Source organism: Halomonas sp. GD1P12, from assembly GCF_025725645.1.
GTDB lineage: Bacteria > Pseudomonadota > Gammaproteobacteria > Pseudomonadales > Halomonadaceae > Vreelandella.
Genome location: NZ_CP107007.1, coordinates 1,306,615 through 1,330,037 on the forward strand (window position 1 = coordinate 1,306,615; position 23,423 = coordinate 1,330,037).

Here is a 23,423-nt window from a genome sequence, read left to right on the forward strand (position 1 = left end):
CTTCTTATAGCGTTTCGTTTGGCTCGCTGAACTTTTTGCACAAACCGCTTGCACTCGCCCGACCAAATCCGTAAAGTACGCATCCGCTGCCGGGGACGCCAAGCGTTTCCAGCGGTGGATGAAGGTGAAAACCTTCGGTTTGTCAGGAAGTTAGAGCACTGTTCGGCAGGTTTGAATGGCTCGCTTCACTCGCTGAAATCAGCGGTTGACAAATTCACCGGAATGCGTAGAATACGCCTTCCTCGACGGGCAAGCGGTTCAGGTCATCGAACGGTTCGTCGAACAGCTCTTTAACAATTTGATCAGGCAATTCATGTGGGCGTTTGCCGATGAGGGTGACAAGTCACCTTATATCAAGGCAGACGAACACAGCGATACCTTTCGAGGTATCACGGTAAATTCGTTTGAACCTTGAGCCAGGATTGATTCGCCTCTGCGTCATGTCTTCGTATGTGGGGCAGGCAAGAATCACACTGATTTTAAACTGAAGAGTTTGATCATGGCTCAGATTGAACGCTGGCGGCAGGCTTAACACATGCAAGTCGAGCGGCAGCACGGGAAGCTTGCTTCCTGGTGGCGAGCGGCGGACGGGTGAGTAATGCATGGGAATCCACCCGATAGTGGGGGATAACCTGGGGAAACCCAGGCTAATACCGCATACGTCCTACGGGAGAAAGGGGGCTTCGGCTCCCGCTATCGGACGAGCCCATGTCGGATTAGCTAGCTGGTGAGGTAACGGCTCACCAGGGCGACGATCCGTAGCTGGTCTGAGAGGATGATCAGCCACATCGGGACTGAGACACGGCCCGAACTCCTACGGGAGGCAGCAGTGGGGAATATTGGACAATGGGCGCAAGCCTGATCCAGCCATGCCGCGTGTGTGAAGAAGGCCCTCGGGTTGTAAAGCACTTTCAGTGGGGAAGAAGGCCTGCCGGTTAATACCCGTCAGGAAGGACATCACCCACAGAAGAAGCACCGGCTAACTCCGTGCCAGCAGCCGCGGTAATACGGAGGGTGCAAGCGTTAATCGGAATTACTGGGCGTAAAGCGCGCGTAGGTGGCTTGACAAGCCGGTTGTGAAAGCCCCGGGCTCAACCTGGGAACGGCATCCGGAACTGTCAGGCTAGAGTGCAGGAGAGGAAGGTGGAATTCCCGGTGTAGCGGTGAAATGCGTAGAGATCGGGAGGAATACCAGTGGCGAAGGCGGCCTTCTGGACTGACACTGACACTGAGGTGCGAAAGCGTGGGTAGCAAACAGGATTAGATACCCTGGTAGTCCACGCCGTAAACGATGTCGACCAGCCGTTGGGTGCCTTGTGCACCTTGTGGCGAAGTTAACGCGATAAGTCGACCGCCTGGGGAGTACGGCCGCAAGGTTAAAACTCAAATGAATTGACGGGGGCCCGCACAAGCGGTGGAGCATGTGGTTTAATTCGATGCAACGCGAAGAACCTTACCTGCTCTTGACATCCTGCGAACCCGGAAGAGATTCCGGGGTGCCTTCGGGAACGCAGAGACAGGTGCTGCATGGCTGTCGTCAGCTCGTGTTGTGAAATGTTGGGTTAAGTCCCGTAACGAGCGCAACCCTTGTCCCTATTTGCCAGCGCGTAATGGCGGGAACTCTAGGGAGACTGCCGGTGACAAACCGGAGGAAGGTGGGGACGACGTCAAGTCATCATGGCCCTTACGAGCAGGGCTACACACGTGCTACAATGGCCGGTACAAAGGGCAGCGAACTCGCGAGAGCAAGCGAATCCCGAAAAGCCGGTCTCAGTCCGGATCGGAGTCTGCAACTCGACTCCGTGAAGTCGGAATCGCTAGTAATCGTGGATCAGAATGCCACGGTGAATACGTTCCCGGGCCTTGTACACACCGCCCGTCACACCATGGGAGTGGACTGCACCAGAAGTGGTTAGCTTAACCCTCGGGAAAGCGATCACCACGGTGTGGTTCATGACTGGGGTGAAGTCGTAACAAGGTAGCCGTAGGGGAACCTGCGGCTGGATCACCTCCTTAAACGATGCGTCATCCTCGCGGTAAACGTCCACAATGAATTGCCTGATCAGATGCTGTTGATGAGCAGTGACAAGCCAGACGCCACGCGTTGTCTTGTCACTGCTTATGGCAGTCGCTCTTTAACAATGTATATCATGCTGACAGTATCGAATGACGATACGGTGACATGAGCTTCGGCTCCTGTAATCGTGACGTGATCTCGATACGCAATTGTTTTGTGATACGTCTCAAGCGTATCCGGCAATCGTTTCATTGCGGGCCCGGACTCCTTCGGGTTATAGGGTCAAGCAATGAAGCGCACACGGTGGATGCCTAGGCAGCCAGAGGCGATGAAAGACGTGGAAGCCTGCGATAAGGTTCGGTGAGGTGGCAAACGACCTGCGACCCGAACATCTCTGAATGGGGAAACCCACCGACCACAAGGTCGGTATCGTATCCTGAATACATAGGGATACGAGGCGAACCGGGGGAACTGAAACATCTAAGTACCCCGAGGAAAAGAAATCAACCGAGATTCCCCCAGTAGCGGCGAGCGAACGGGGACCAGCCCTTAAGTTGTGCAATCGATAGGCGAACAGTCTGGGAAGTCTGACCATAGCGGGTGATAGTCCCGTAGCCGAAATCCGAGCACAGTGAAATCGAGTAGGTCGGGGCACGAGAAACCCTGATTGAAGACGGGGGGACCATCCTCCAAGGCTAAATACTCCTGGCTGACCGATAGTGAACCAGTACCGTGAGGGAAAGGCGAAAAGAACCCCGGCGAGGGGAGTGAAATAGATCCTGAAACCGTGTGCGTACAAGCAGTGGGAGCAGACTTGTTCTGTGACTGCGTACCTTTTGTATAATGGGTCAGCGACTTATATTCAGTGGCGAGCTTAACCGAATAGGGAGGCGTAGAGAATCGAGTCTTAACTGGGCGACCAGTCGCTGGATATAGACCCGAAACCGGGCGATCTATCCATGAGCAGGGTGAAGGTTGAGTAACATCAACTGGAGGCCCGAACCAGGATCTGTTGAAAAAGATTTGGATGACTTGTGGATCGGAGTGAAAGGCTAATCAAGCCCGGAGATAGCTGGTTTCTCCTCGAAAGCTATTTAGGTAGCGCCTCACGTATCACCACCGGGGGTAGAGCACTGTTTCGGCTAGGGGGTCATCCCGACTTACCAACCCGAGGCAAACTCCGAATACCGGTGAGTGCAGCGTGGGAGACACACGGCGGGTGCTAACGTCCGTCGTGAAAAGGGAAACAACCCGGACCGTCAGCTAAGGTCCCCAAATCCTGGTTAAGTGGGAAACGATGTGGGAAGGCTCAGACAGCCAGGAGGTTGGCTTAGAAGCAGCCATCCTTTAAAGAAAGCGTAATAGCTCACTGGTCGAGTCGGCCTGCGCGGAAGATGTAACGGGGCTAAACCAGGTACCGAAGCTACGGGTTCATCCTCTGGATGAGCGGTAGAGGAGCGTCGTGTACGCCGACGAAGGTGGATCGAGAGGTCTGCTGGAGGTATCACGAGTGCGAATGCTGACATGAGTAACGATAAGGGGAGTGAAAAACTCCCCCGCCGGAAGACCAAGGGTTTCTGTTCGATGCTAATCAGAGCAGAGTGAGTCGGCCCCTAAGGCGAGGCCGAAAGGCGTAGTCGATGGGAAACGGGTCAATATTCCCGTACCGGACATGATTGCGATGGGGGGACGGAGAAGGCTAGGTGAGCCGGGCGCTGGTTGTCCCGGTGAAAGCAGGTAGGCTGAATGCTCAGGCAAATCCGGGCGTTCAAGGCCGAGATGCGAGACGAACTGACCACGGTCAGGAAGTCACTGATGCCACGCTTCCAGGAAAAGCCTCTAAGCTTCAGATCATGTGCGACCGTACCCCAAACCGACACAGGTGGTCAGGGTGAGAATCCCAAGGCGCTTGAGAGAACTCGGGTGAAGGAACTAGGCAAAATGGTGCCGTAACTTCGGGAGAAGGCACGCCGGCGTAGGGTAGAGGGACTTGCTCCCCGAGCCCGAACCGGCCGAAGATACCAGGTGGCTGCAACTGTTTAGTAAAAACACAGCACTCTGCCAACGCGCAAGCGGACGTATAGGGTGTGACGCCTGCCCGGTGCCGGAAGGTTAAGTGATGGTGTTAGCCCTCGGGCGAAGCTCCTGATCGAAGCCCGGTAAACGGCGGCCGTAACTATAACGGTCCTAAGGTAGCGAAATTCCTTGTCGGGTAAGTTCCGACCTGCACGAATGGCGTAATGATGGCCACGCTGTCTCCACCCGAGACTCAGTGAAATTGAAATCGCCGTGAAGATGCGGTGTACCCGCGGCTAGACGGAAAGACCCCGTGAACCTTTACTATAGCTTCACACTGGATACTGATGTTGCCTGTGTAGGATAGCCGGGAGGCTAGGAACTCCGGACGCCAGTTCGGAGGGAGCCACCCTTGAAATACCGGCCTGGCATCATTGGTGTTCTCACTCCGACCCGTCATCCGGGTCGAGGACAGTGTGTGGTGGGTAGTTTGACTGGGGCGGTCTCCTCCCAAAGAGTAACGGAGGAGCACGAAGGTACCCTCAGCACGGTCGGACATCGTGCAATGAGTGCAAGAGCATAAGGGTGCTTGACTGCGAGACAGACACGTCGAGCAGGTGCGAAAGCAGGTTCTAGTGATCCGGTGGTTCTGTATGGAAGGGCCATCGCTCAACGGATAAAAGGTACTCCGGGGATAACAGGCTGATACCGCCCAAGAGTTCACATCGACGGCGGTGTTTGGCACCTCGATGTCGGCTCATCACATCCTGGGGCTGAAGTCGGTCCCAAGGGTATGGCTGTTCGCCATTTAAAGTGGTACGCGAGCTGGGTTTAGAACGTCGTGAGACAGTTCGGTCCCTATCTGCCGTGGGCGTTGGATGTTTGAGAAGGGCTGCTCCTAGTACGAGAGGACCGGAGTGGACGCACCTCTGGTGTTCCGGTTGTCACGCCAGTGGCATTGCCGGGTAGCTATGTGCGGACGGGATAACCGCTGAAAGCATCTAAGCGGGAAGCCCCCTTCAAGATGAGACATCCCCGAGGCCTTGAGCCTCCTGAAGGGCCCAGCGAGACCAGCTGGTTGATAGGCACGGTGTGGACGCACCGCAAGGTGTTGAGCTAACGTGTACTAATGGCCCGTGAGGCTTGACCCTATAACACCCAAGGGGTTCGGCCCGCAGTGACAACGAAGCAAGAACCGGATACGCATGAGCATGAAGCGAAAGGCTTCATGTCGAACGGGACGATCACGAAACCGTCAGCCGATATACATTGAAAGTTACGCCTGACGACCATGGCTTGCGTGAACCACCCGATCCCTTGCCGAACTCGGAAGTGAAACCGCAACGCGCCGATGGTAGTGTGGGGTCTCCCCATGCGAGAGTAGGTTATCGTCAGGCACCTATTCGAAAAAGCCCCGAGCACTCTGTGTTCGGGGCTTTTTTTATGCGTGGAAAATACGTGTCCTGACGCGAGACAATGAAAAAGTTGGCAGTTGTGTTTCGTTGAATAAAAACCGTATGATGCAAAGGTCGTTTAATTCGGCAAAAAGGAGCGTAAAAAATGAAAGGAGACATGATGAAAAAACTATTGATGGCCGCCTTGATCGCACTGATGGCTGGCGGGCTTGCAGCCTGCGACAACGATCAGGGTCCGGCAGAAGAAGCGGGCGAAAATATCGATAACAGCATTGAAAGCGCCGGCGAGAGCATCGAAGATGCGGGTGAAGATATCGAGGATGCCGCAGAGAATTGATATTCGCCGCTGGTTATAGAAAAGCCGCCCCATGGGCGGCTTTTCTGTATTCGGGCTATCGAAAGCTCGCCGTGGCAAACGATGACAGCGTGATCTTATTGTAAATAAGCAGTTCGCGCCCGATAACGTGGCCTGCGATGGTATGATGCGCCTCGAATTCAATGCGACCGGCACAGAGTGGAGTCCCCCGTGAGTGAAATAGCGCCCTCAACCTGGCTTGTGTACTGCCGCCCGGGCTTCGAGCCCGATGCGCTGGCAGAGATGCAGCACCACGCCGCGCTGGCTTGCGTACCCTGCGTGCCACAGCGAGGGGAGGGCTGGGCGAGCCTGACGCGGACCGACGACGAGCCGATCAACACGCTGCATCGCGACGCGCGATTCGACAAGCTCATCTTTGCGCGTCAGAGTCTAGCCGCGCTGGCTCCGCTGTCGCTTTCGAAGGAGGACCGGCTCACGCCGATGCTCGAGCAGATCAAATCGAGCCGCTGGAGCTTCGAGGAGATCTGGCATGAAACGCCGGATACCAACGATGGCAAGGCGCTGGCCGGGCTGATCAAGGCATTGACGAAGCCGCTGGAGAGCTTATTGACCAAGCGCGGCGCGCTCAGGCGTAAGGCCGGCGGTCGGCGGCTGCACGTTTTCTGGACCAGCGGCGACCGGGTCCAGCTCGCCATCAGCTTTCCCGGCAATCGCAGCGAGCTCAAAAACGGCATTCGCCGGCTACGCTTTCCCTCGCGCGCGCCCAGTCGCTCGACGCTCAAGCTCGAAGAGGCGTGGTACGAGTTCGTTCCCCGGGATCAGTGGGATACCCGGCTTGCCGAACACATGCAGGCGGCAGATCTGGGCGCTGCCCCTGGCGGCTGGACCTGGCAGCTCGTTCAGCGCGGCATGTACGTCTACGCGATCGATAATGGCCCGATGGACAAGGCGTTGATGAAAACCGGCCAGGTCGATCACTTGAAAGAGGACGGCTTCGTTTGGGCGCCGGACCAGCGGCTGGACTGGCTGGTGTGCGACATCGTCGACAAGCCCGTGCGCGTATTGACCATGGTACAGCGGTGGCTGACGCGCCAATGGTGCCGTGAGGCGATCTTCAATTTGAAACTGCCGATGAAAAAGCGCTGGGACGAAGTGACGCGCTGTTTGGACACCCTTGAGGAGTCGCTGAAAGAGGCGGGGGTGAGTGCCGAAATTCGCTGTCGCCACCTTTATCACGATCGTGAAGAGGTGACGGTTCACGTGCGGTTAACGCACTAGACCCGCGTACCCGGCGAGCGGATCGTCACCTATCAAAGAGCGGCTTCAAATACCTGCACGGTTTCGTCTTCGGTGAGAAGTGGCAGGATTTGTTCCATCGCCCTGGCTCTTGCCTCGCTTTGGTGCCACTCTTTCCAGGCACGCAGATCGCGCCACTTGGTGATCATCAGGCGACGGTCCGGCTGGCCAACCCTGACCAGCGTCTCACCGCTGACGAAGCCACTGACGCCGAGCGAGACGCGCATCGCTTCTCGGGCCGCCTGCTCGTACTCCTGCTCAAGGCCGGGCATGATGCGCCGTTCGATGATAACTTTAACCATATGCCACTTCCTTACCGAGGCCCGAGATGACTGATACGACGCCCGCTTGTGACGCTACGCTGGATACTACCGGACTCTACTGCCCCGAGCCCATTATGCTTATGCATAATAAGGTCCGCGACATGAGTGCCGGGCAGGTTCTCGAAGTCGTGGCGACCGACCCCGCCACTACGCGCGATGTGCCCAAGTTCTGTCAGTTCCTGGGCCACGAACTGATGACCCAGCGTGAACACGAAGGCGAATACCGCTACTTCATTCGCCTTGCGTGAGCCATCGAGCGGTACCCGGCACTACTCGTCGTCGGGCACGACCATCATCGCCAGCGCCTCCAGTGTGGCCGGGTCCTCTTCGAGAATCCGATTGGCGATGTGGCGCTGAAAGAAGTAGATGGTCTGATAGCGGGTATGGGCATCGAATAGGCAAGAATCACCCAGGATGATCGGCGACATTTGCGCTTTCTCTTCGTCGGCGAGCAGCGCCTCGACGCTCCCATTGCTATAAAGACGCCAACCAAACACCGGTTTCATATGCCAGGGCGCATCTTCCTGGTTCATGCACAGCGCGTGGGTGCCGAGCGTGTCGGGAATTTGCTGAATCAGCGCCACGTCTTTTGACGCTTCGTACTCGAAGTAGTCTGCCGCCGCGATGAGTTCGGCGTGCTTATGCTCCGGTGGTAGCTCGAAAATTTCCTCGGTTTCCGGGTCGCGATAGCCGACGAAATGACCGTTTTCCTGGCTGTCGAGCTCGTTGCAGGCGCACAGCCCGTTCATCCAGGGCACCAGACCCACGACATTACCGTCGTCACGCAAGCCCCACGCCAGTATCGGCAGGCCGTAATAGGTGTCGGGACTCGCAGCGAGCTGGTAAACCATCTCGAGTCCGTCGAGCTCGGGGGCTAGACGAATCACGCACTTGCGCGCCTGCTGACGTTGGCGCGCGGTTTCCAGGTCGATGACCTGGGCAGAGTGGGGTGAATGGGGTCGACCCATAGTGTCCCTCCTGGTGCTGCGTGGTCACGACGTTGATAGGCGCGAAACTGCCTACCGCGTATTTCAACCAATAGCACAGGTTGGACGCCAGGTTAAGAGAACCTACTTATTTTTTAATCAACGCCTTGATTCCGTGTACACACCGGGTAGGCCGTGCGAAGCGCAAGGTGCTCCATCAGTGCGGCTTCAAAGCGTGGCCAGGGAGCACTTGCGGTCTCCAGAGAGAGCCACTGACGCTGATACTCGGCCACCGCCGCTGGGGCGTTTACCTCATGCGCATCGATCAAGGCGTTGACCTGGCCAAGCCAGCGCCGAGCGGCACGCGCCATATTTGCCAGCCAGTCGCTTTGCCAAGCCGGCAGGCATTGCGTGGCGGGCAGGTGGCTTGCGAGCAGCCGGTTGGCCTCGTTCAGGCGCTCGGCACCCAGCAACAGCGTGCGCAGCACTTCGGCGGTCAGCGGGCGCGCCTGAAGGGCTTTGAGATGCTGCTCGAGGGTGGCGGAGTCCGCCTGCCACTCGAGGTCGTAGGTGTTGAGGACCATGGTCTCGAGATAGCCTAGCGCCTCGAGTTCGCGGGTCATGTCCGGCAGCGCCGTCAATTCGAGCGGCTGGCTCGCGCGGGAGAAGTTCTTTTCCCACTCCTCTGAGTCGAACAGCGCATTGAAGCCTACGGCGGGCAGCTGTTCGGTCTTGAGCGCGGTCAGGTTCAAAAGCCGCGCTCGGTCGTTTTCACCCAGCCCTTCAACAACGTCACTTTGGGAGCAGCGTTCCAGACGCCGCCACAGCTCGCGCTCGTAAAGCCAGTGTTGGCTGGGGGGCGCGACGCGCCCAAGCTGGTTGTTACGCGCTGCTACCAGCGAGGTAATATCGCACTCGCGAAGCGCGTAGACGTTGAACATGCTTTCACGGATGTCCGGCACGTCGAGCAGCCGCTCGCGGCGGTCTGGAAAGGCGCCGATGTTGGAGGGTGCCTCGCGGGCGATCGGCTCGGCGTCGAGCGCGCTTTCAAGCGTCTGGTGATAAGCCTGCCAGGCCGGATCCTCATTGCTCCCACAGGCGCTCAGCAGCAGCGCTGAACACAGTGGGGTTATCATCGAAAGGCAACGTTTCATGCGCTTACCTCAGGCTGATCCGTTTCAGGCGCCACCCGAGAAGCAGTGCCGCGGTGCTTAGCCCGGCGATCAGGCCGACCCAGTAGCCGTGAACGCCGAGCGGCCCGGTGAGACCGCCAAGCCCCTGGGTGCCTAGCCAGTAGCCGCCGCCCAGGCCGACGATCCAGTAGGAGAGCACGGTGATCACCATGACGATCCGGGTGTCCTTGTAGCCTCTGAGCGCGCCGGCCAGATTCACCTGCAGCGAATCGGAGAGCTGGAAGATCACCGCCAGCGAGATGATCGAAAGCGTCAGCGTCTGAATCTCCGGGTTGGCGGTATAGAGTGCGATCACCGGCTTCGCGCTCAGCCATAAAAACGCGCTGTTGACCGCGGCGATGAGAACGCTCAGCGCGATGCCGTTCCAGGCGACATGCCTTGCGTGCGCCGGGCGCCCCTGGCCGAGCGTATTGCCTACCCGCACCGTCAGCGCCATGCTCAGCGACAGCGGCAGCATGAACAAGAGTGACGTATAGCTTAGCGCGATCTGGTGGGCGCCCACGGTGACTTCACCGAGGCTTGCGATGAACAGCGCAATCAGCGTGAACAGCGTCACCTCGACGAAGATCGCCACGCCGATCGGCATGCCAACGACGACCAGCTCGCGAATGCCGGCCCAGTATGGGCGATACAGGCGCTGCCAAAGCGCAATGCCCTGGTAGTTGCGGCTGCGGCTACGGGCGGTGTAGAAGGCCATGGCCAGCGCCATCGACCACATGGAAAGGGCGGTGGCGATCCCGCAGCCCAGCGCCCCAAGCGCGGGCAGCGTAGCAAGCGGGGTGGGTAGCCAGGCACCAAACAGGTCAATCAGGCCGTCGCCGCCGTAGATCAGCACGTAGTTGCTCGGTACGTTGATCAAAAGGCCGATCAGGCTGATCCAGAGCGCCGGGCGGGTATGGTTCATGCCGTCGGAAAACGCGCGCAGCGCCTGAAACAGCGCGATGCCCGGCATACCAAAGGCGACCGCGCCCAGATACGCGCTCGCCTCGCGCGCCACGGCCTCGGGTACGTCCATGCGCTCGAACACGGGAAGCGTCGCGGTATGCAGTAAAAAGGCGGCCACGATGCCGAGCACCAGCGCGACCCAAAGCGCCTGGTGGACTGCCCTGGGAATGTCCGCGGTGCGCTGACCGCCCAGCAGGTGCGCAACGATCGGCGTCACGCCCATGAGCGTGCCGGTCATGAACAGCATCAGCGGCGTCCAGAGACTCGAGCCCACCGAGACGGCGGCAAGCGAGGTGGCGCCAAAGCGCCCGGTCATCATGGTATCGACCACGCCGATAGCGGCCTGGGCGAGCTGGGCGCCCACGATGGGAAGCGCCAGCGCGATCAGCAGACGAGTTTCGGGCCCGTAGAGGGATTTGATACGATGAACGGCGGCGCCCACGGCTAGGCTCCTCCACGTGAGGGGGTCGATGAAAGGGCGCAAGCGTAGCAAATTTCGCCGCCGGATGCCTGTAAGCGGGTCTCGGCGGCCGCATTTACCGAGACCGTGTTTCCACCCCTTTTTTGAAGTGACGCGATAGTGACCAAGACCTTCGAGCGCTGGACGCTGGCCGATATCATCGCGCTGTTTGATGGCGTATTCGCCGACACCTACCAAACGCGGCTGATCAAGGGCGGCGACGAGCCGCTTTACCTGCCGGCGACGAGCGAGACGCCGTATCACCAGGTGATTTTCGCGCGCGGCTTCTTCGCCAGCGCCCTGCATGAAATCAGCCACTGGTGCATCGCCGGCGCCAAACGCCGCGAGCAGGAGGATTACGGCTACTGGTATCTGCCGGATGGGCGCGACGCTTTCGAGCAGGCGGCGTTCGAGCGCGCCGAAATCGCCCCCCAGGCGCTGGAGTATCTCTTTACCCGTGCGTGCGGGCGCGCCTTCAACGTGAGCGTCGATAACCTGGGCGGGGCGGTCGAGGTCGACCGGGCCGCCTTTGAGGCGAAGGTACTTGAGCGCGCGGCGCGTTTCGAGCGCGACGGGCTGCCACTTCGCGCCCGGGCGTTTCGCCGGGCGCTGTCACGCTTTTATCAGCAGGGGGATACGCTCGATGGCGCCGTTACAGCAGGTCTTGAAGCACTCGGCACCAAAACGCCCAATGACAAGGTGGCTGGCTAATCTTCGCGCTCGCTCAGGCGCTGGTGCAGGGCCAGCATCACCTCGACTTCGTGCTCGGCGCGCATGGGCTCGAGGCCACGGTCGCTGAAAGTGTCGCCGCGCAGGCGGTGCCACTCGCCGCTCGATAGCCGATCGTAAAGCACGTGGGCCGGCGCCAGCTCGATGAAGGGGTCCAGCCCGTAGGTGTCGAAAAGGCGGGCCAGCGCCGCTTCGTCCTCGCCGTTGTCGCTGGTGTAGAGCGTGGCGGAGAAGTGGTCGGTTTCGAGCTCGCGAATCACGTCCAGCGGGCTCACGCCCAGGCTTTCGAGCTCTTCGATGCTGTAGGCGCCGGAGACGTTGGTGTCCTCCTCGATCCAGCTGTCGTCGGGCTGAATCAGCGTCTGCTTGATGCGCCCCTCCGGCAGCGACCAGGCGATCGCCAGCGGCAGGCCATCCTCTTCGCCGGTTTCGATGGCGATAAATCCGGGCATTTCGGCCACGTTAATTCTCCTTCAAGGCGCTATCGAGATTGAAAAAGCGCCGGGCGGTGCGGGTGGTTTCATTGATCAGTGTTTCTTCTTCCACGCCGGCCCAATGAGCGATCTCCCGGCTGATCCAGGGCAGCAGTGCCGGTTCGTGGCGTCGGCCCTTGAGCTTGGCCGGCAGGTTACGTGGCAAAAGGTAAGGGCAGTCGGTTTCGAGCATCAGCCGGTTGAGCGGAATGTCCTTGCACAGCGGGCGCAGGTGATGGCCGCGGCGCTCGTCGCAGATCCAGCCGGTCAGGCCGATATGCAGATCCAGATCCAGGTAGCCGTAGAGCGTCTGCGCCTCGCCGGTGAAGCAGTGGATCACCGCTTTAGAAATATCGTCGCGCCAGGCCTTGAGTATTTCGCGCATGCGCGCGCCGGCGTCGCGTTCGTGAAGAAACAGCGGCAAACCGCTTTCGGCGGCAAGCGACAGCTGCGCCTCGAACGCCTTCTCCTGCTCCGCGGGGGTGGAGAAGTTGCGGTTGAAGTCGAGCCCGCATTCGCCGACCGCCACCACCGCGGGCGCTTTATGCAGCGCCGCCATCTGACGGGCGAGTTCATTACTCCAGCCGCTCGCATCGTGGGGGTGGACGCCGGCGGTGGCGTAAAGACCGGGAAAGCGCTTGGCCAACGCCACGGCCTGCTCGGCGTGGGCAAGATCGGTGCCGGTCACGATCATCGTCGTCACGTTAGCTGCCTGGGCGCGCTCGATGACCGCGTCCAGATCGCGCTCGAAGCTTTCGTGGGTCAGGTTGGCGCCGATATCCACCAGCGCCTCGCGCGGGCGAAAACACAGCGCCTCGGGTAAAAAGGATGGCGTGTCGGTTGTGGTCAAACCCGGCTCCTGCAGGTGGACGCCGTATCGGCGGGTGAGAGTCGCGCCATTGTAACGGCTTGGAGGGACGTCCGGCTAATACCAAAGCAGAAGTGGGAACGGATTGCGCCGGATCAACGGGCGGTGAACACTAAAGGCGATCAAACAGCCGTTTAACACAGCAATAAAAAGCGAGCCGCCCATGCCCAACGTCACCCCCAAAATCCTGCCCGCCACCGCCTCGGCGACGAACCCACCGCTGTTGATTGGGGATTTGCTGAGCGCCGGCGTACGCGCCGCCGGCGCCAACCCGATCGTCTACCGCGACCACAGCCGCCACGACTATCGCCACTTCGAGGAGCGCGTGCATCAGCTTGCGCACCTGCTGACCGCTCAGGGTGTCGAGGCCGGCGACGTGGTGGCGGTACTCGATTGGGATAGCCATCGCTATCTGGAGTGCTTTTTCGCCATCCCCATGATCGGCGCGGTGCTGCATACCGTGAACGTACGCTTGGCCCCGGAGCAGATTCTCTACACCATGCAGCACGCCGAGGACACCTTCGTGCTGACCCACGAGGATTTTTTGCCGCTGCTCGAGCCGCTGGCGCCAAAACTCGATCGGGTACGCGGCTACGTGCTTTGCCAGGAGACGCCACACGCGGTTAATACGTCGCTCAACGTCGTTGGTGAGTTTGAGGCGCTACTGGCCGAGCAGCCGCGTCGCTTCGACTTTCCCACCTTCGATGAAAACGCCGTGGCCACGCTTTTCTACACCACGGGCACCACCGGCAATCCCAAGGGCGTCTTTTTCACCCACCGCCAGCTCGTGCTGCACACGCTGAGCGAGGCGAACCTTTTCCAGGCGAAGGGCGTGGAGCTTTTGAGTCGCGACAAGGTGTACATGCCGATTACGCCGATGTTCCACGTTCACGCCTGGGGCGTGCCCTACACGGCCACGCTGTTGGGCGCCACCCAGGTCTATCCCGGCCGATATGACGCCGAGATGCTGGTCAAGCTGCTCGTCGAGGAGCGGGTCGATTTCTCCCACTGCGTACCGACGCTGCTCAACATGGTGCTAAGCACCGAGGCGGTCTCCTCCAGGCGGGTGGATCTCACCGGTTGGAAGGTGCTTTTGGGCGGCAGTGCCCTGACCCAGAGCCTTTCGCGGCGCGCCTGGGCGCTGGGGGTCGATACCCGCAGTGCCTACGGCATGTCGGAGACCTGCCCGGTGGTGACTATCGACGTTCTACCGCGCCACGTCGAGGAGGCCGACTATGAGACTCAACTTGCCTGGCGCTGCAAGGCAGGATTACCGGCGCCTTTCGTGGATCTTCAGGTGGTCGATACCGAGGGCCAGCCGCTACCCCATGATGGCCAAAGCGTGGGGGAAGTCCGCATGAAGGCGCCCTGGCTGACGCAGGCCTACTTCAAGGAAGAGACGCGCAGCGAAGAGCTCTGGCGCGACGGCTGGCTCCACACCGGTGACGTGGGCTCGATCGACGAGGCGGGGTTTTTGACCATCAGTGACCGCATCAAGGACGTGATCAAGACTGGCGGCGAGTGGCTATCGTCGCTCGAGCTGGAAAGCCTTTTGAGCCAGCACCCGGAGGTCGCGGAAGTGGCGGTAGTGGGCGTTGCCGACGACAAGTGGGGCGAGCGGCCGGTGGCTTGGGTCGTCGCGCAGAACCTCAACGAGCCGCCCTCTATTGAGGCGTTGATCTCCTTCATGGAGCGCTTCGTCGATGACGGCAAGCTCAACCGCTGGGGCGTGCCGCGAGATATTCGTCTCGTCGACGAGATTCCCAAGACCAGCGTCGGCAAGCTGGATAAAAAGCGCATTCGAAGCGGGCTCTGAGTCATCGGCGCCGGATGGCTCGGGCGGCGGTGATTCGAGTTCACCGTTCAACCGGGCCATGCGTTACACTGTGCGCCTGACGACATGGAGGATACCGCGTGACCCTGTTACGACTTGAGCAGCTACAACTGGCCTATGGCACACAGACCCTGCTGGACCGCGCTGAGCTTACGGTGGAGAAGGGCGAGCGGCTGGCGCTGGTGGGTCGCAACGGCACCGGTAAGTCGACGCTTTTGAAGCTGGTGGCCGGTGACATCCAGGCCGACGACGGCACCGTCTGGCGCGCGCCGGGCCTGAAGGTCGGCGTGCTCGCCCAGGAGCTGCCGGAGTCCTCCGGCATGACGATTTTCGACGTGGTGGCCATGGGCCTGCCGGAGGCCGGCGAGCTTCTGTCCGAATACCAGCACCTGATCAACGACCCCGACCCGGACATGAACCGGATGGCTACGCTTCAAACGCGTATCGAGGCGATCGACGGCTGGTCCTTTCATCAGCGTATCGATGTCGTGCTGACGCGCCTGGGGCTACCGCCGGAGGCGGAGATGAACGCGCTCTCCGGCGGCTGGCGCCGGCGGGTGGCACTGGCCCGCGCGCTGGTCTCCGAGCCGGATCTTCTTCTGCTCGACGAGCCCACCAACCACCTGGATCTCGACACTATCGCCTGGCTCGAGGAGCAGCTTCTCGCCTTCAACGGCGCGGTGCTTTTGATCACCCACGACCGGGCGTTTCTCTCGAAGCTTGCCACCCATATTCTGGAGCTCGACCGCGGCAAGCTCGGCCGATACCCGGGCAAGTACGAGGAGTACCAGGCACGCAAGCAGCACGAGCTCGAAGTCGAGGCGCGCGAAAACGCCGAGTTCGACAAGAAGCTGGCTCAGGAAGAGACCTGGATTCGCCAGGGCATCAAGGCACGGCGTACCCGTAACGAAGGCCGCGTGCGTGCGCTGGAAGCGATGCGCGCCGAGCGCAGCCAGCGCCGCGAGCGTCAGGGCAGCGCGAACCTCACGGTAGACAGCGGCGAGCGCACCGGCAAGCGGGTGGTCGAGCTCAAGGGTGTCAGCCAGCGCTTTGGCGACGAAGTCATCCTCGACAACGTCAATCTCGAAATCATGCGCGGCGACCGCATCGGCTTTTTGGGCCGCAACGGCGCGGGCAAGACGACGCTTTTGAAGATCCTGCTCGGCCAACTCGAACCCACCGAGGGCAGCGTCCAGCTTGGCACCAATTTGAAGGTCGCTTACTTCGATCAGCTGCGCGCGGGGCTGGAGCTCGACAAAACCGTCTACGACAACGTCGCTCAGGGCAGCGACCGTGTCAGCGTTGGCGGGCGCGACCGCCACGTCATGAGCTACCTGCAGGATTTTCTGTTCACCCCGGACCGGGTGCGCCAGCCGGTGAAGGCGCTCTCCGGCGGCGAGTCCAACCGGCTGCTGTTGGCCAAGCTTTTCACTCAGCCGGCGAACGTGCTGGTGCTCGACGAGCCGACCAACGACCTGGACATGGAAACCCTCGAGCTTCTGGAAGAGCTGCTGCTCGATTTCGACGGCACGCTGCTGCTGGTCTCCCACGACCGAACCTTCATGGATCACGTGGTGACCAGCATGCTGGCGTTCGAAGGCGACGGCGTGGTGCGCGAGTACGTCGGCGGCTACAGCGACTGGATTCGTCAGGGCGGAAAGCTCCCCCCGGCCCCCTGGGAGGGCGCGGCGCGCCAGAACACCGAGCCGACCGGCAAGGCTGAGGCAAAAAGTGCCGAGAAGCCCAAAAGCGCCCCGGCGAAAAAGTCGGCCAAGCTCTCCTACAACCTGCGCCGTGAGCTCGAGGCGCTGCCCGGCGAGATCGAAACCCTGGAAGAGGAGATAGCGGCGCTTGAGAAGGTGATCGGCGAGCCGACGTTCTATCAAAAGCCCGCCACCGAGGTAACGGCAAAGCTCAACGAGCTGCAGGGCGTACAGGCGCGGCTGGAAACGGCCATGGAGCGCTGGATGGAGCTCGAGGCGATGGCGGGCGAGTAGACAGGCCGGCTGGATTTGGCAGGATGTGGAATAGTTTGAAAGACAAAAGGCGCCCCGCGGGGCGCCTTGCGCTAGCGGGGCCACGGCATCATTCGTCGGTCTGCTCGCCTTTTTGGCCCACGCGCACCGCCAGCACGTCGCAGGGCGCGCCGTGGAGAACGCCGGTCGAGGTGGAGCCCAAAAGCAGCGCGAAGCCGTGACGGCCGTGGGAGCCCACCACGATCAGGTCGACACCGCGATCGTTGGCGAAGCGATGAATTTCGGTATCCGGCATGCCGACCACCACGTGCTGATCTTCGGGCTTGACGTGGGGCGTGGCGATCTCCGACAGGCGCTTTTTAGCGTGGTCGTCCAGCTGATCCTGAATGCTGGTCAAATCCATCGGAATATCGCCCCCGTAGGCGAAACCGAGCGGCTCCAGGGTGTGCATGATCGAAATTTTGGCATGCTCGTTTCGCTGCGAGACGGCGATCGCGCGCTCGAGCACCCGGTGGGAGTCCTTGGTCAAATCAACCGCGACCAGAATATGGTGATAGCTCATGGCCCATCTCCTTCGCAATAAGCAACAAAGAGCACCTTTGTCGGGTAATGTTCACTGTAAGCGCAACGCATGGGGTTCACAACGGCCCAAACGCGGGTTTTTTTAACGCAAGTATCGATCGGTTGAAAGAGGGATGTCGTAAATGGAATGGTTGATCGTGCTGGGCGTCGTGCTGTTCGTGGCCGCGCCGGTCATGTGGCTCAAACCCAATCCGCGCCAAACGCGGCAGAATGCGCTTAGAAGCTTTGCGCGCAAGGAAGGGGTGGAGGTGAAACTGGCCGCGCCGCCGCTGCATAACTTCAAGGGCTTCATGCCAGGCTACCGGTTTGCCTACGCGCAAAAAGCACCGGGGCCGGATTTCGTGCTGGTGCGCGATGCCCACGCAAGCGAGGCGCTGGAGCACTATCACGCCGGCTGGCGTTGGCGCATCGCGCCGCTCAGGCCGCTGCCGGCGGCGGCCGAGACCTCGCTGAAGGCGCTTTTGGAGCGCCTGCCAACGGATGCGCTGGTGATCGAGTCCAGCGCCCAGGCGATGACGCTTTGGTGGTGGGAATCGCAGGGGCCTGAGCGCTTTACGCTCTATGTGGCGTCCTTTCGCGAGCTCACTCAGACGCTCGCAGGCCAGGCGGATAATTTGGCGCTGAGCGCCTCTTCGCGTTAGGCGATGGGGCCCTGCTGGTCGCGGGACTGGATGGCGAGGCCGTTGGATTCGATCACGCCCAGCCACTCGTCGAGCGTGTCGAGCTGCTCGTCGCTCAAGCCCGCGAACATCTCTTCGCGCGCCTGACTTGCCACGCTGTCGATTTTTTCGAGCAGCGGCGTGGCCTTCGGTGTCAAAAAGATGCGTTTACTGCGCCGGTCGTTGTCGCAGGCACGCCGCTCGATCAGCCCCTGCTCCTCAAGCTGGCCAAGCGTGCGCACCAAGGAAGGCGCCTCGACGCCGATCGCCTTGGCCAGATCGCACTGGGGGTGGCCTTCGCCCAGGCGCCATAAATGGTAAAGAGTCACCCAGCGGGTTTGCGTAAGCCCCAGCGGCGCCAGCCTTCGATCCAGAATGGAGCGCCACAGGTGCGGTAAACGCGCAAGCCGAAAACCTATTGTTGAAGCCATGAGTCACGATCCGTGAGTGTGTTCAGCGAATTGTCATAACCTCGGGCGCTGATTGCAAGCGCCCGCCGGATATTAGCGGGCCTCATTGGAGACGTTTTCAACGCTCTCATCACTCTCGACGCCTTCCTCGCTTTCACTATCTTCTTCACTTTCGCCCCGCCCGGCAACGAACCGCCCCAGGTGTAGCCGGCTCATGCCGCTGGCGCGAATGCGACCATCGGCGACGCTTGCCTCATTGGAATCGGCCGCCACCACGAAGCGAATCAACCCCAGCCGCTGGCCGCCGGCGGTCATGATATCGACTCGCCAGTTGCCGGTCGGGTCCTGGGGGAAGTTGTTCTTATGACTCCAGGCGCGGTAGCCCTGCTCGCGACCACCGCTGATATCGAGCTCCACCGTATCCAGCTCCTGGCTGTTGTGGTGCCAAACGTGGTGAACGGTTTCGCTCAAGCCTCGCGGGGCGCGAATGGCGGTATAGACGTAGAGCCCACGGCTTGCCAGCGCCTCTGGCGTTAGCGTCATCTCACCCAGCGGCGTTCGATTGGCGGTGTCGAATTCTGGTGAAAGCGCGCTTCCCGTCATCCAGAGCGTGGCCGGCGGCACCCACACCCGCGCGACCCAGCCCGCAAGCGCCAGGCTGACCAGCAGAAGGAGAAACAGGCACAGGCGCGTAAGCGTTCTTGCCTTGACCAGGTGCCAGAAGCTTGGAAGCGCAATCAACACCGTCAAGCCGAGCGCCAGCGCAAGACTTTCCCCGGTGGTCAGGTGCACCATGATCGGTAAAATCACCAGCAGCACGAGAAACACGCACAGGGCGTGGAACAGAAAATAAAGGCTTCGCGAGCGCCCGGCCAACTTGTAATAGAGCGGGTCGACGATCGACAAAATCGCCATCGCCAACACGAGTAGTGCAAAGATGAGCTGGCCGCTGTTCCACACCGTGGTGATCAAAATGAAAGGCAGGGTGAAAAAAAGCGTTTCCTGGTGGATCATCTGCGCGATAAAGGTGGTGACCATGCGCGGCAGGCCCTCCTGACCACGCTTTCTCAGTACGCGCGACAAAAGGCTCTCCGAGAGCATGAGCCCCCAGGCCAGCAATAGTCCCAGCGCCAGCGCCGCCCCCAACCACTGCTGACGGTCCACCAAAAAGAAACTGCCGAGCCCGGCGGCGAAGGCGATGGGTGGCCATAAAAAGGCCCAGGGCTTGACCCGGAGAACGATTCGCTCGGCAAGTGACTGCCACTTGGCCATGCGGGTAGGAGTCAGAAAAGCGCCCATGACGGTCCACTCGTTGAGAAAGCGCCTATAATCCCAGGGATTGCAACGAAAGTCGATAGAGCCTCGCCAGGCCTTGAACGGCAAGGGCTGCGTCTTCTAACGTAGCGTTTTGCGGGCGTATCGTCCGCTTGAGGCGTCGTTGGAGGCTTGACCTTGACAGGCAACTCGACCAGGCTTGAGCGATCAAACGACCGTATGAAAATTGCGGCAGGCCCGCGTTCGGCCCCCGCCCGATTTGTAGAGCTCGTATCTGTAAAGCCCGTACCAGTGGAGACAGCGCGGATGATCTATCAAGGCAACGCCATCACGGTGGAGCGTCGTGACACCCAAGGTGGCAACAGCATCGCAACGCTCACTTTCGATTTGAAGGATGAGTCCATCAATAAGCTTTCCAGCGCCGTGGTGCAGGAGCTGGGCGAGGCGGTCGGCGCGATCGAAGGCGAGCGCGACCTCAAGGGCCTTTTGATCAAAAGCGCCAAGGATGTCTTCATTGTCGGCGCCGACATCACCGAGTTTCATTCGCTGTTCGACAAGGGCGAAGCGTATCTTGAAGAGATGAACCTCAAGGTCCACGACATCTTCAACGCCATCGAGGATCTACCGTTTCCCACCGTGGCCGCGGTCAACGGGCTGGCGCTGGGCGGCGGCTGCGAAGTGCTTCTGACCTGCGATTTTCGCGTCATGAGCGAGAAGGGCAAGATGGGCCTGCCGGAAACCAAACTGGGCATTTTGCCGGGCTGGGGCGGCTGCGTGCGTCTGCCGCGCATCATCGGCGCGGACAACGCCATCGAGTGGATTGCCGGCGGTAGCGAAAACCGCCCGGCCGAGGCGCTCAAGATGGGCGCGGTCGACGCCGTGGTCGCCCACGACCAGCTCGAGGCCGCCGCGCTCGATATGCTCGACCGCGCCAACGCCGGCGAGCTCGACTACCAGAGCCGCCGCGCCGAGAAGAAGGCGCCTTTGAAGCTCAACGCCATCGAACAGATGATGGCCTTCGAGACCGCCAAGGGCTATGTCGCCGGCAAGGCGGGCCCGCACTATCCGGCGCCCATCGAAGCGATCAAGGTCATCCAGAAAGGCGCCGGCGAGGAGCGTGCGCGCGCCCAGGCGATCGAGGCGAAGGCGTTTGCCAAACTCGCCATGACCAGCGTGGCGTTCAACCTCGTCGGGCTCTTCCTGAACGATCAGGTGGTCAAGAAAAAGGCCGGCAAGTACGAAAAACAGGCCCGCCCGGTCAAGCAGACCGCGGTGCTGGGCGCGGGCATCATGGGCGGCGGTATTGCCTACCAGAGCGCCTCAAAGGGCACGCCGATCCTGATGAAGGACATCAAGGGCGAGGCGATCGAGCTTGGTTTGAAAGAGGCGCGCAAGCTTTTTGGCAAGCAGGTCGAGCGTAAAAAACTCACGCCTGAAGAGATGGCTGAAAAGCTCACCAACATTCGTCCGACGCTCTCCTACGGCGACTTCGAAAACGTCGATCTGGTCGTCGAAGCGGTGGTCGAGAACCCGAAAGTGAAAGAGGGCGTACTGGCCGAGGTCGAGAAGAACGTCGGTGAGAACACCATCCTCACCTCGAACACTTCGACGATCTCGATCAACCGGCTGGCAAAGAACCTGGCGCGCCCGCACAACTTCTGCGGCATGCACTTTTTCAATCCGGTGCACCGCATGCCGCTGGTGGAAGTCATCCGTGGCGAAAAGACCTCTGACGAGGCGGTCGCAGCGACCGTCGCCTACGCCCGCGCCATGGGCAAGACGCCGATCGTGGTCAACGACTGCCCCGGCTTTTTGGTCAATCGCGTGCTGTTCCCCTACTTTGGCGGCTTCAGCTTTCTGGTCGAGCAGGGCGCCGACTTCCAGCACGTCGACAAGGTGATGGAGAAGTTCGGCTGGCCAATGGGCCCGGCGTATTTGCTCGACGTGGTGGGGATGGACACCGCGGTGCACGCCAACGAGGTGATGGCGGAAGGCTTCCCGGATCGCATGGCGCGCGAAGGCAAGACGGCCATTCAGGTGATGTTTGAGAACGACCGCCTGGGCCAGAAGAACGACAAGGGCTTCTACGCCTATGAGGAAGACAAGAAGGGCAAGCCCAAAAAGGTCACCGATGAAAAAGCCTACGAGCTCATCAAGGAGGTCGCGGGTGAGCAGAAGGAGTTCTCGGACGAGGACATCATCGCGCGGATGATGACGCCGCTGTGTCTGGAGACCGTGCGCTGCCTGGAAGACGGCATCGTCGACACGCCCGCCGAAGCCGACATGGCGCTGATCTACGGCATCGGTTTTCCTCCCTTCCGGGGCGGGGCACTGCGCTATATCGACGCCATGGGCGTGGACACCTTCGTGGCGCAGGCCGAAAAGCTCAGCGAGGAACTTGGTCCGCTTTACGCGCCGACTGAAAAGCTCAAGCAAATGGCGCAAAACGGCGAGCGTTTCTACAAAGACCAGGCCTAAGTCACCGCGAACAGGAGAAATATGATGAGTTTGAATCCAAGGGATATCGTGGTGGTCGACGGGGTTCGTACCGCCATGGCCAAGGCCAAAAACGGCGCATTTCGCAACGTGCGCGCCGAAAACCTGTCGGCGGCGGTGATGCAGGCGCTGTTCGAGCGTAACGCCAGCCTGGACCCGGCGGAGGTCGACGACGTGATCTGGGGCTGTGTGAATCAGACCCTCGAGCAGTCGATGAACATCGCCCGTAACGCGGCGATCATGACCGGCATTCCGCGTACCGTGCCAGCACAAACCGTGAACCGGTTGTGCGGCTCCTCGATGACCGCGCTGCACATCGCCGCGGCGAACATCAAGGCGGGTATGGGCGACATGTACGTCATCGGCGGCGTCGAGCACATGGAGCACGTGCCCATGGTCCACGGTGTCGATGTCAACCCGGCGGCGAGCAAGTACGCCGCCAAGGCCGCCATGATGATGGGCCTGACCGCCGAGCTTCTGGGCAAGATGCACGGCGTCACCCGTGAAGAGCAGGACAAGTTCGGCGTACGTTCACACCAGCGGGCCAAGGCCGCCAACGAGAAGGGCTACTTCGACAACGAGATCATCGGTGTCGAAGGCCACAACAGCAATGGCTTCCGGGTCAACGTCAAGCACGATGAAGTCGTGCGCGGCGACGCGAGTATGGAGTCCATGGCCGAGCTCAAACCGGTGTTCGACCCGCGTAACGGTACCGTCACCGCGGGCACCTCCTCGGCGCTTTCTGTTGGCGCCTCGGCGATGGCAATCATGAGTTACGAGCGCGCTCAGGCTTTGGGTCTCGAGCCGATCGCCCGGGTACTTTCGACGGGTGTGGCCGGCTGCGACGCCTCCATCATGGGCTACGGCCCGGTGCCGGCATCGAAAAAGGCGCTCAAGGCCGCCGGGCTTTCCGCCAGGGATATCGAAACCGTGGAGCTCAACGAAGCCTTCGCCGCCCAGGGCATTCCGGTATTGAAGGATCTTGGTTTTCTGGACGATCTCGATCAGAAGGTCAATCTTCACGGCGGCGCGATCGCGCTGGGCCATCCGCTGGGCTGCTCCGGCTCGCGCATCTGCACCACGCTTTTGAACGTGATGCGCCAGCAGGACACCACGCTTGGCCTTGCCACCATGTGTATCGGCATGGGCCAAGGCGTGGCCACGGTGTTCGAACGGCTAAAATAGGCGTCAAGTACGTCTTACGCGTGGCAACG

18 protein-coding genes and 3 rRNA genes are annotated in these 23,423 nt (G+C 60.6%); 12 read left to right on the top strand and 9 right to left on the bottom strand.

Annotated features, from left to right (window positions below; all coding sequences use genetic code 11):
- Nucleotides 1-481: 481 nt before the first annotated feature.
- From OCT39_RS06125 to rlmM, 5 genes are all read left to right on the top strand, one after another.
- Nucleotides 482-2,016: ribosomal RNA gene (locus OCT39_RS06125) — 16S ribosomal RNA — on the top strand.
- Between the two features lie 281 nt (nucleotides 2,017-2,297).
- A 23S ribosomal RNA gene (locus OCT39_RS06130) occupies nucleotides 2,298-5,184 on the top strand.
- A gap of 130 nt (nucleotides 5,185-5,314) precedes the next feature.
- Nucleotides 5,315-5,430 (top strand): 5S ribosomal RNA (gene rrf, locus OCT39_RS06135).
- The 16S, 23S and 5S rRNA genes sit together here, the layout of an rRNA operon.
- Before the next feature lie 163 nt (nucleotides 5,431-5,593).
- Complete coding sequence (locus OCT39_RS06140) at nucleotides 5,594-5,785, top strand: hypothetical protein (RefSeq protein ID WP_263586779.1); 192 nt, start codon at nucleotides 5,594-5,596, stop codon at nucleotides 5,783-5,785.
- Nucleotides 5,786-5,974: 189 nt separating this feature from the next.
- Complete coding sequence (gene rlmM, locus OCT39_RS06145) at nucleotides 5,975-7,042, top strand: 23S rRNA (cytidine(2498)-2'-O)-methyltransferase RlmM (protein WP_263586780.1); 1,068 nt, start codon at nucleotides 5,975-5,977, stop codon at nucleotides 7,040-7,042.
- A gap of 32 nt (nucleotides 7,043-7,074) precedes the next feature.
- On the opposite strand, the gene OCT39_RS06150 is transcribed toward rlmM, so the two are convergent.
- Nucleotides 7,075-7,362, bottom strand: coding sequence for an antibiotic biosynthesis monooxygenase family protein (locus tag OCT39_RS06150; RefSeq protein ID WP_263586781.1), 288 nt, complete (start codon nucleotides 7,360-7,362; stop codon nucleotides 7,075-7,077).
- A 26-nt stretch (nucleotides 7,363-7,388) separates the two neighbouring features.
- Between OCT39_RS06150 and tusA the strand changes: the two genes are divergently transcribed.
- Nucleotides 7,389-7,631 carry a sulfurtransferase TusA gene (tusA, locus tag OCT39_RS06155; RefSeq protein ID WP_263586782.1) on the top strand — a complete coding sequence of 81 codons (243 nt, stop codon included), beginning with the start codon at nucleotides 7,389-7,391 and terminating at the stop codon, nucleotides 7,629-7,631.
- Between the two features lie 21 nt (nucleotides 7,632-7,652).
- Here the strand turns inward: tusA and OCT39_RS06160 are convergent, their stop codons facing one another.
- The 3 genes from OCT39_RS06160 to OCT39_RS06170 form a co-directional block, all read right to left on the bottom strand.
- The gene (locus OCT39_RS06160; RefSeq protein WP_263586783.1) at nucleotides 7,653-8,351 is read right to left on the bottom strand and encodes a hypothetical protein; all 699 of its coding nucleotides are present in this window, start codon (nucleotides 8,349-8,351) and stop codon (nucleotides 7,653-7,655) included.
- A gap of 113 nt (nucleotides 8,352-8,464) precedes the next feature.
- Nucleotides 8,465-9,445 (bottom strand): DUF3080 domain-containing protein, encoded by a 981-nt coding sequence (locus tag OCT39_RS06165; RefSeq protein ID WP_263586784.1) that lies wholly within the window; start codon nucleotides 9,443-9,445, stop codon nucleotides 8,465-8,467.
- Nucleotides 9,446-9,467: 22 nt separating this feature from the next.
- Complete coding sequence (locus OCT39_RS06170; protein ID WP_263586785.1) at nucleotides 9,468-10,889, bottom strand: MATE family efflux transporter; 1,422 nt, start codon at nucleotides 10,887-10,889, stop codon at nucleotides 9,468-9,470.
- Nucleotides 10,890-11,027: 138 nt separating this feature from the next.
- On the opposite strand from OCT39_RS06170, the gene OCT39_RS06175 reads away from it, so the two are divergent.
- Nucleotides 11,028-11,618, top strand: a complete 591-nt coding sequence (locus tag OCT39_RS06175) for an elongation factor P hydroxylase (RefSeq protein WP_263586786.1) — start codon at nucleotides 11,028-11,030, stop codon at nucleotides 11,616-11,618.
- Here the strand turns inward: OCT39_RS06175 and OCT39_RS06180 are convergent.
- Together OCT39_RS06180 and OCT39_RS06185 are read right to left on the bottom strand one after the other, a co-directional pair.
- On the bottom strand, nucleotides 11,615-12,097 hold the full coding sequence (locus OCT39_RS06180) for a hypothetical protein (RefSeq protein ID WP_263586787.1): 483 nt from the start codon (nucleotides 12,095-12,097) through the stop codon (nucleotides 11,615-11,617). The genes OCT39_RS06175 and OCT39_RS06180 overlap by 4 nt on opposite strands.
- A 1-nt stretch (nucleotide 12,098) precedes the next feature.
- Nucleotides 12,099-12,959: a TatD family hydrolase gene (locus tag OCT39_RS06185; RefSeq protein ID WP_263586788.1), complete on the bottom strand. Its 861-nt coding sequence runs from the start codon at nucleotides 12,957-12,959 to the stop codon at nucleotides 12,099-12,101.
- A gap of 181 nt (nucleotides 12,960-13,140) precedes the next feature.
- Here OCT39_RS06185 and OCT39_RS06190 point away from each other — a divergent pair, with 181 nt between their 5' ends.
- Together OCT39_RS06190 and OCT39_RS06195 are read left to right on the top strand one after the other, a co-directional pair.
- A complete protein-coding gene (locus OCT39_RS06190) occupies nucleotides 13,141-14,793 on the top strand; it encodes a fatty acid--CoA ligase (protein ID WP_263586789.1) in 1,653 nt (550 codons plus the stop codon).
- A 98-nt stretch (nucleotides 14,794-14,891) separates the two neighbouring features.
- A complete protein-coding gene (locus tag OCT39_RS06195) occupies nucleotides 14,892-16,808 on the top strand; it encodes an ATP-binding cassette domain-containing protein (protein WP_263586790.1) in 1,917 nt (638 codons plus the stop codon).
- Nucleotides 16,809-16,896: 88 nt separating this feature from the next.
- Here the strand turns inward: OCT39_RS06195 and OCT39_RS06200 are convergent, their stop codons facing one another.
- Nucleotides 16,897-17,349 (bottom strand): universal stress protein, encoded by a 453-nt coding sequence (locus OCT39_RS06200; RefSeq protein WP_263586791.1) that lies wholly within the window; start codon nucleotides 17,347-17,349, stop codon nucleotides 16,897-16,899.
- Between the two features lie 142 nt (nucleotides 17,350-17,491).
- Between OCT39_RS06200 and OCT39_RS06205 the strand changes: the two genes are divergently transcribed.
- Nucleotides 17,492-18,010 carry a preprotein translocase subunit YajC gene (locus OCT39_RS06205; RefSeq protein ID WP_263586792.1) on the top strand — a complete coding sequence of 173 codons (519 nt, stop codon included), beginning with the start codon at nucleotides 17,492-17,494 and terminating at the stop codon, nucleotides 18,008-18,010.
- Here the strand turns inward: OCT39_RS06205 and slyA are convergent.
- Nucleotides 18,007-18,459, bottom strand: coding sequence for a transcriptional regulator SlyA (gene slyA / locus OCT39_RS06210; protein ID WP_263586793.1), 453 nt, complete (start codon nucleotides 18,457-18,459; stop codon nucleotides 18,007-18,009). The two genes, OCT39_RS06205 and slyA, sit on opposite strands and share 4 nt — an antisense overlap.
- A gap of 72 nt (nucleotides 18,460-18,531) precedes the next feature.
- Entirely contained in the window at nucleotides 18,532-19,737 is a 1,206-nt protein-coding gene (locus tag OCT39_RS06215) for a DUF2914 domain-containing protein (RefSeq protein ID WP_263586794.1), read from the bottom strand.
- A gap of 282 nt (nucleotides 19,738-20,019) precedes the next feature.
- Between OCT39_RS06215 and fadB the strand changes: the two genes are divergently transcribed.
- Nucleotides 20,020-22,191: a fatty acid oxidation complex subunit alpha FadB gene (fadB, locus tag OCT39_RS06220; protein ID WP_263586795.1), complete on the top strand. Its 2,172-nt coding sequence runs from the start codon at nucleotides 20,020-20,022 to the stop codon at nucleotides 22,189-22,191.
- A 24-nt stretch (nucleotides 22,192-22,215) separates the two neighbouring features.
- Complete coding sequence (gene fadA / locus OCT39_RS06225) at nucleotides 22,216-23,394, top strand: acetyl-CoA C-acyltransferase FadA (RefSeq protein WP_263586796.1); 1,179 nt, start codon at nucleotides 22,216-22,218, stop codon at nucleotides 23,392-23,394.
- Nucleotides 23,395-23,423 lie beyond the last annotated feature (29 nt).

Excerpts from the sequence above, each read along its gene's own strand:
- fadA (WP_263586796.1), top strand. The coding sequence starts at position 22,216 with ATGAGTTTGAATCCAAGGGATATCGTGGTGGTCGACGGGGTTCGTACC.
- OCT39_RS06190 (WP_263586789.1), top strand. The coding sequence starts at position 13,141 with ATGCCCAACGTCACCCCCAAAATCCTGCCCGCCACCGCCTCGGCGACG.
- OCT39_RS06200 (WP_263586791.1), bottom strand. The coding sequence starts at position 17,349 with ATGAGCTATCACCATATTCTGGTCGCGGTTGATTTGACCAAGGACTCC.
- OCT39_RS06140 (WP_263586779.1), top strand. The coding sequence starts at position 5,594 with ATGAAAGGAGACATGATGAAAAAACTATTGATGGCCGCCTTGATCGCA.
- OCT39_RS06160 (WP_263586783.1), bottom strand. The coding sequence starts at position 8,351 with ATGGGTCGACCCCATTCACCCCACTCTGCCCAGGTCATCGACCTGGAA.
- slyA (WP_263586793.1), bottom strand. The coding sequence starts at position 18,459 with ATGGCTTCAACAATAGGTTTTCGGCTTGCGCGTTTACCGCACCTGTGG.
- fadB (WP_263586795.1), top strand. The coding sequence starts at position 20,020 with ATGATCTATCAAGGCAACGCCATCACGGTGGAGCGTCGTGACACCCAA.
- tusA (WP_263586782.1), top strand. The coding sequence starts at position 7,389 with ATGACTGATACGACGCCCGCTTGTGACGCTACGCTGGATACTACCGGA.
- OCT39_RS06165 (WP_263586784.1), bottom strand. The coding sequence starts at position 9,445 with ATGATAACCCCACTGTGTTCAGCGCTGCTGCTGAGCGCCTGTGGGAGC.
- OCT39_RS06215 (WP_263586794.1), bottom strand. The coding sequence starts at position 19,737 with ATGGGCGCTTTTCTGACTCCTACCCGCATGGCCAAGTGGCAGTCACTT.
- OCT39_RS06205 (WP_263586792.1), top strand. The coding sequence starts at position 17,492 with ATGGAATGGTTGATCGTGCTGGGCGTCGTGCTGTTCGTGGCCGCGCCG.
- OCT39_RS06150 (WP_263586781.1), bottom strand. The coding sequence starts at position 7,362 with ATGGTTAAAGTTATCATCGAACGGCGCATCATGCCCGGCCTTGAGCAG.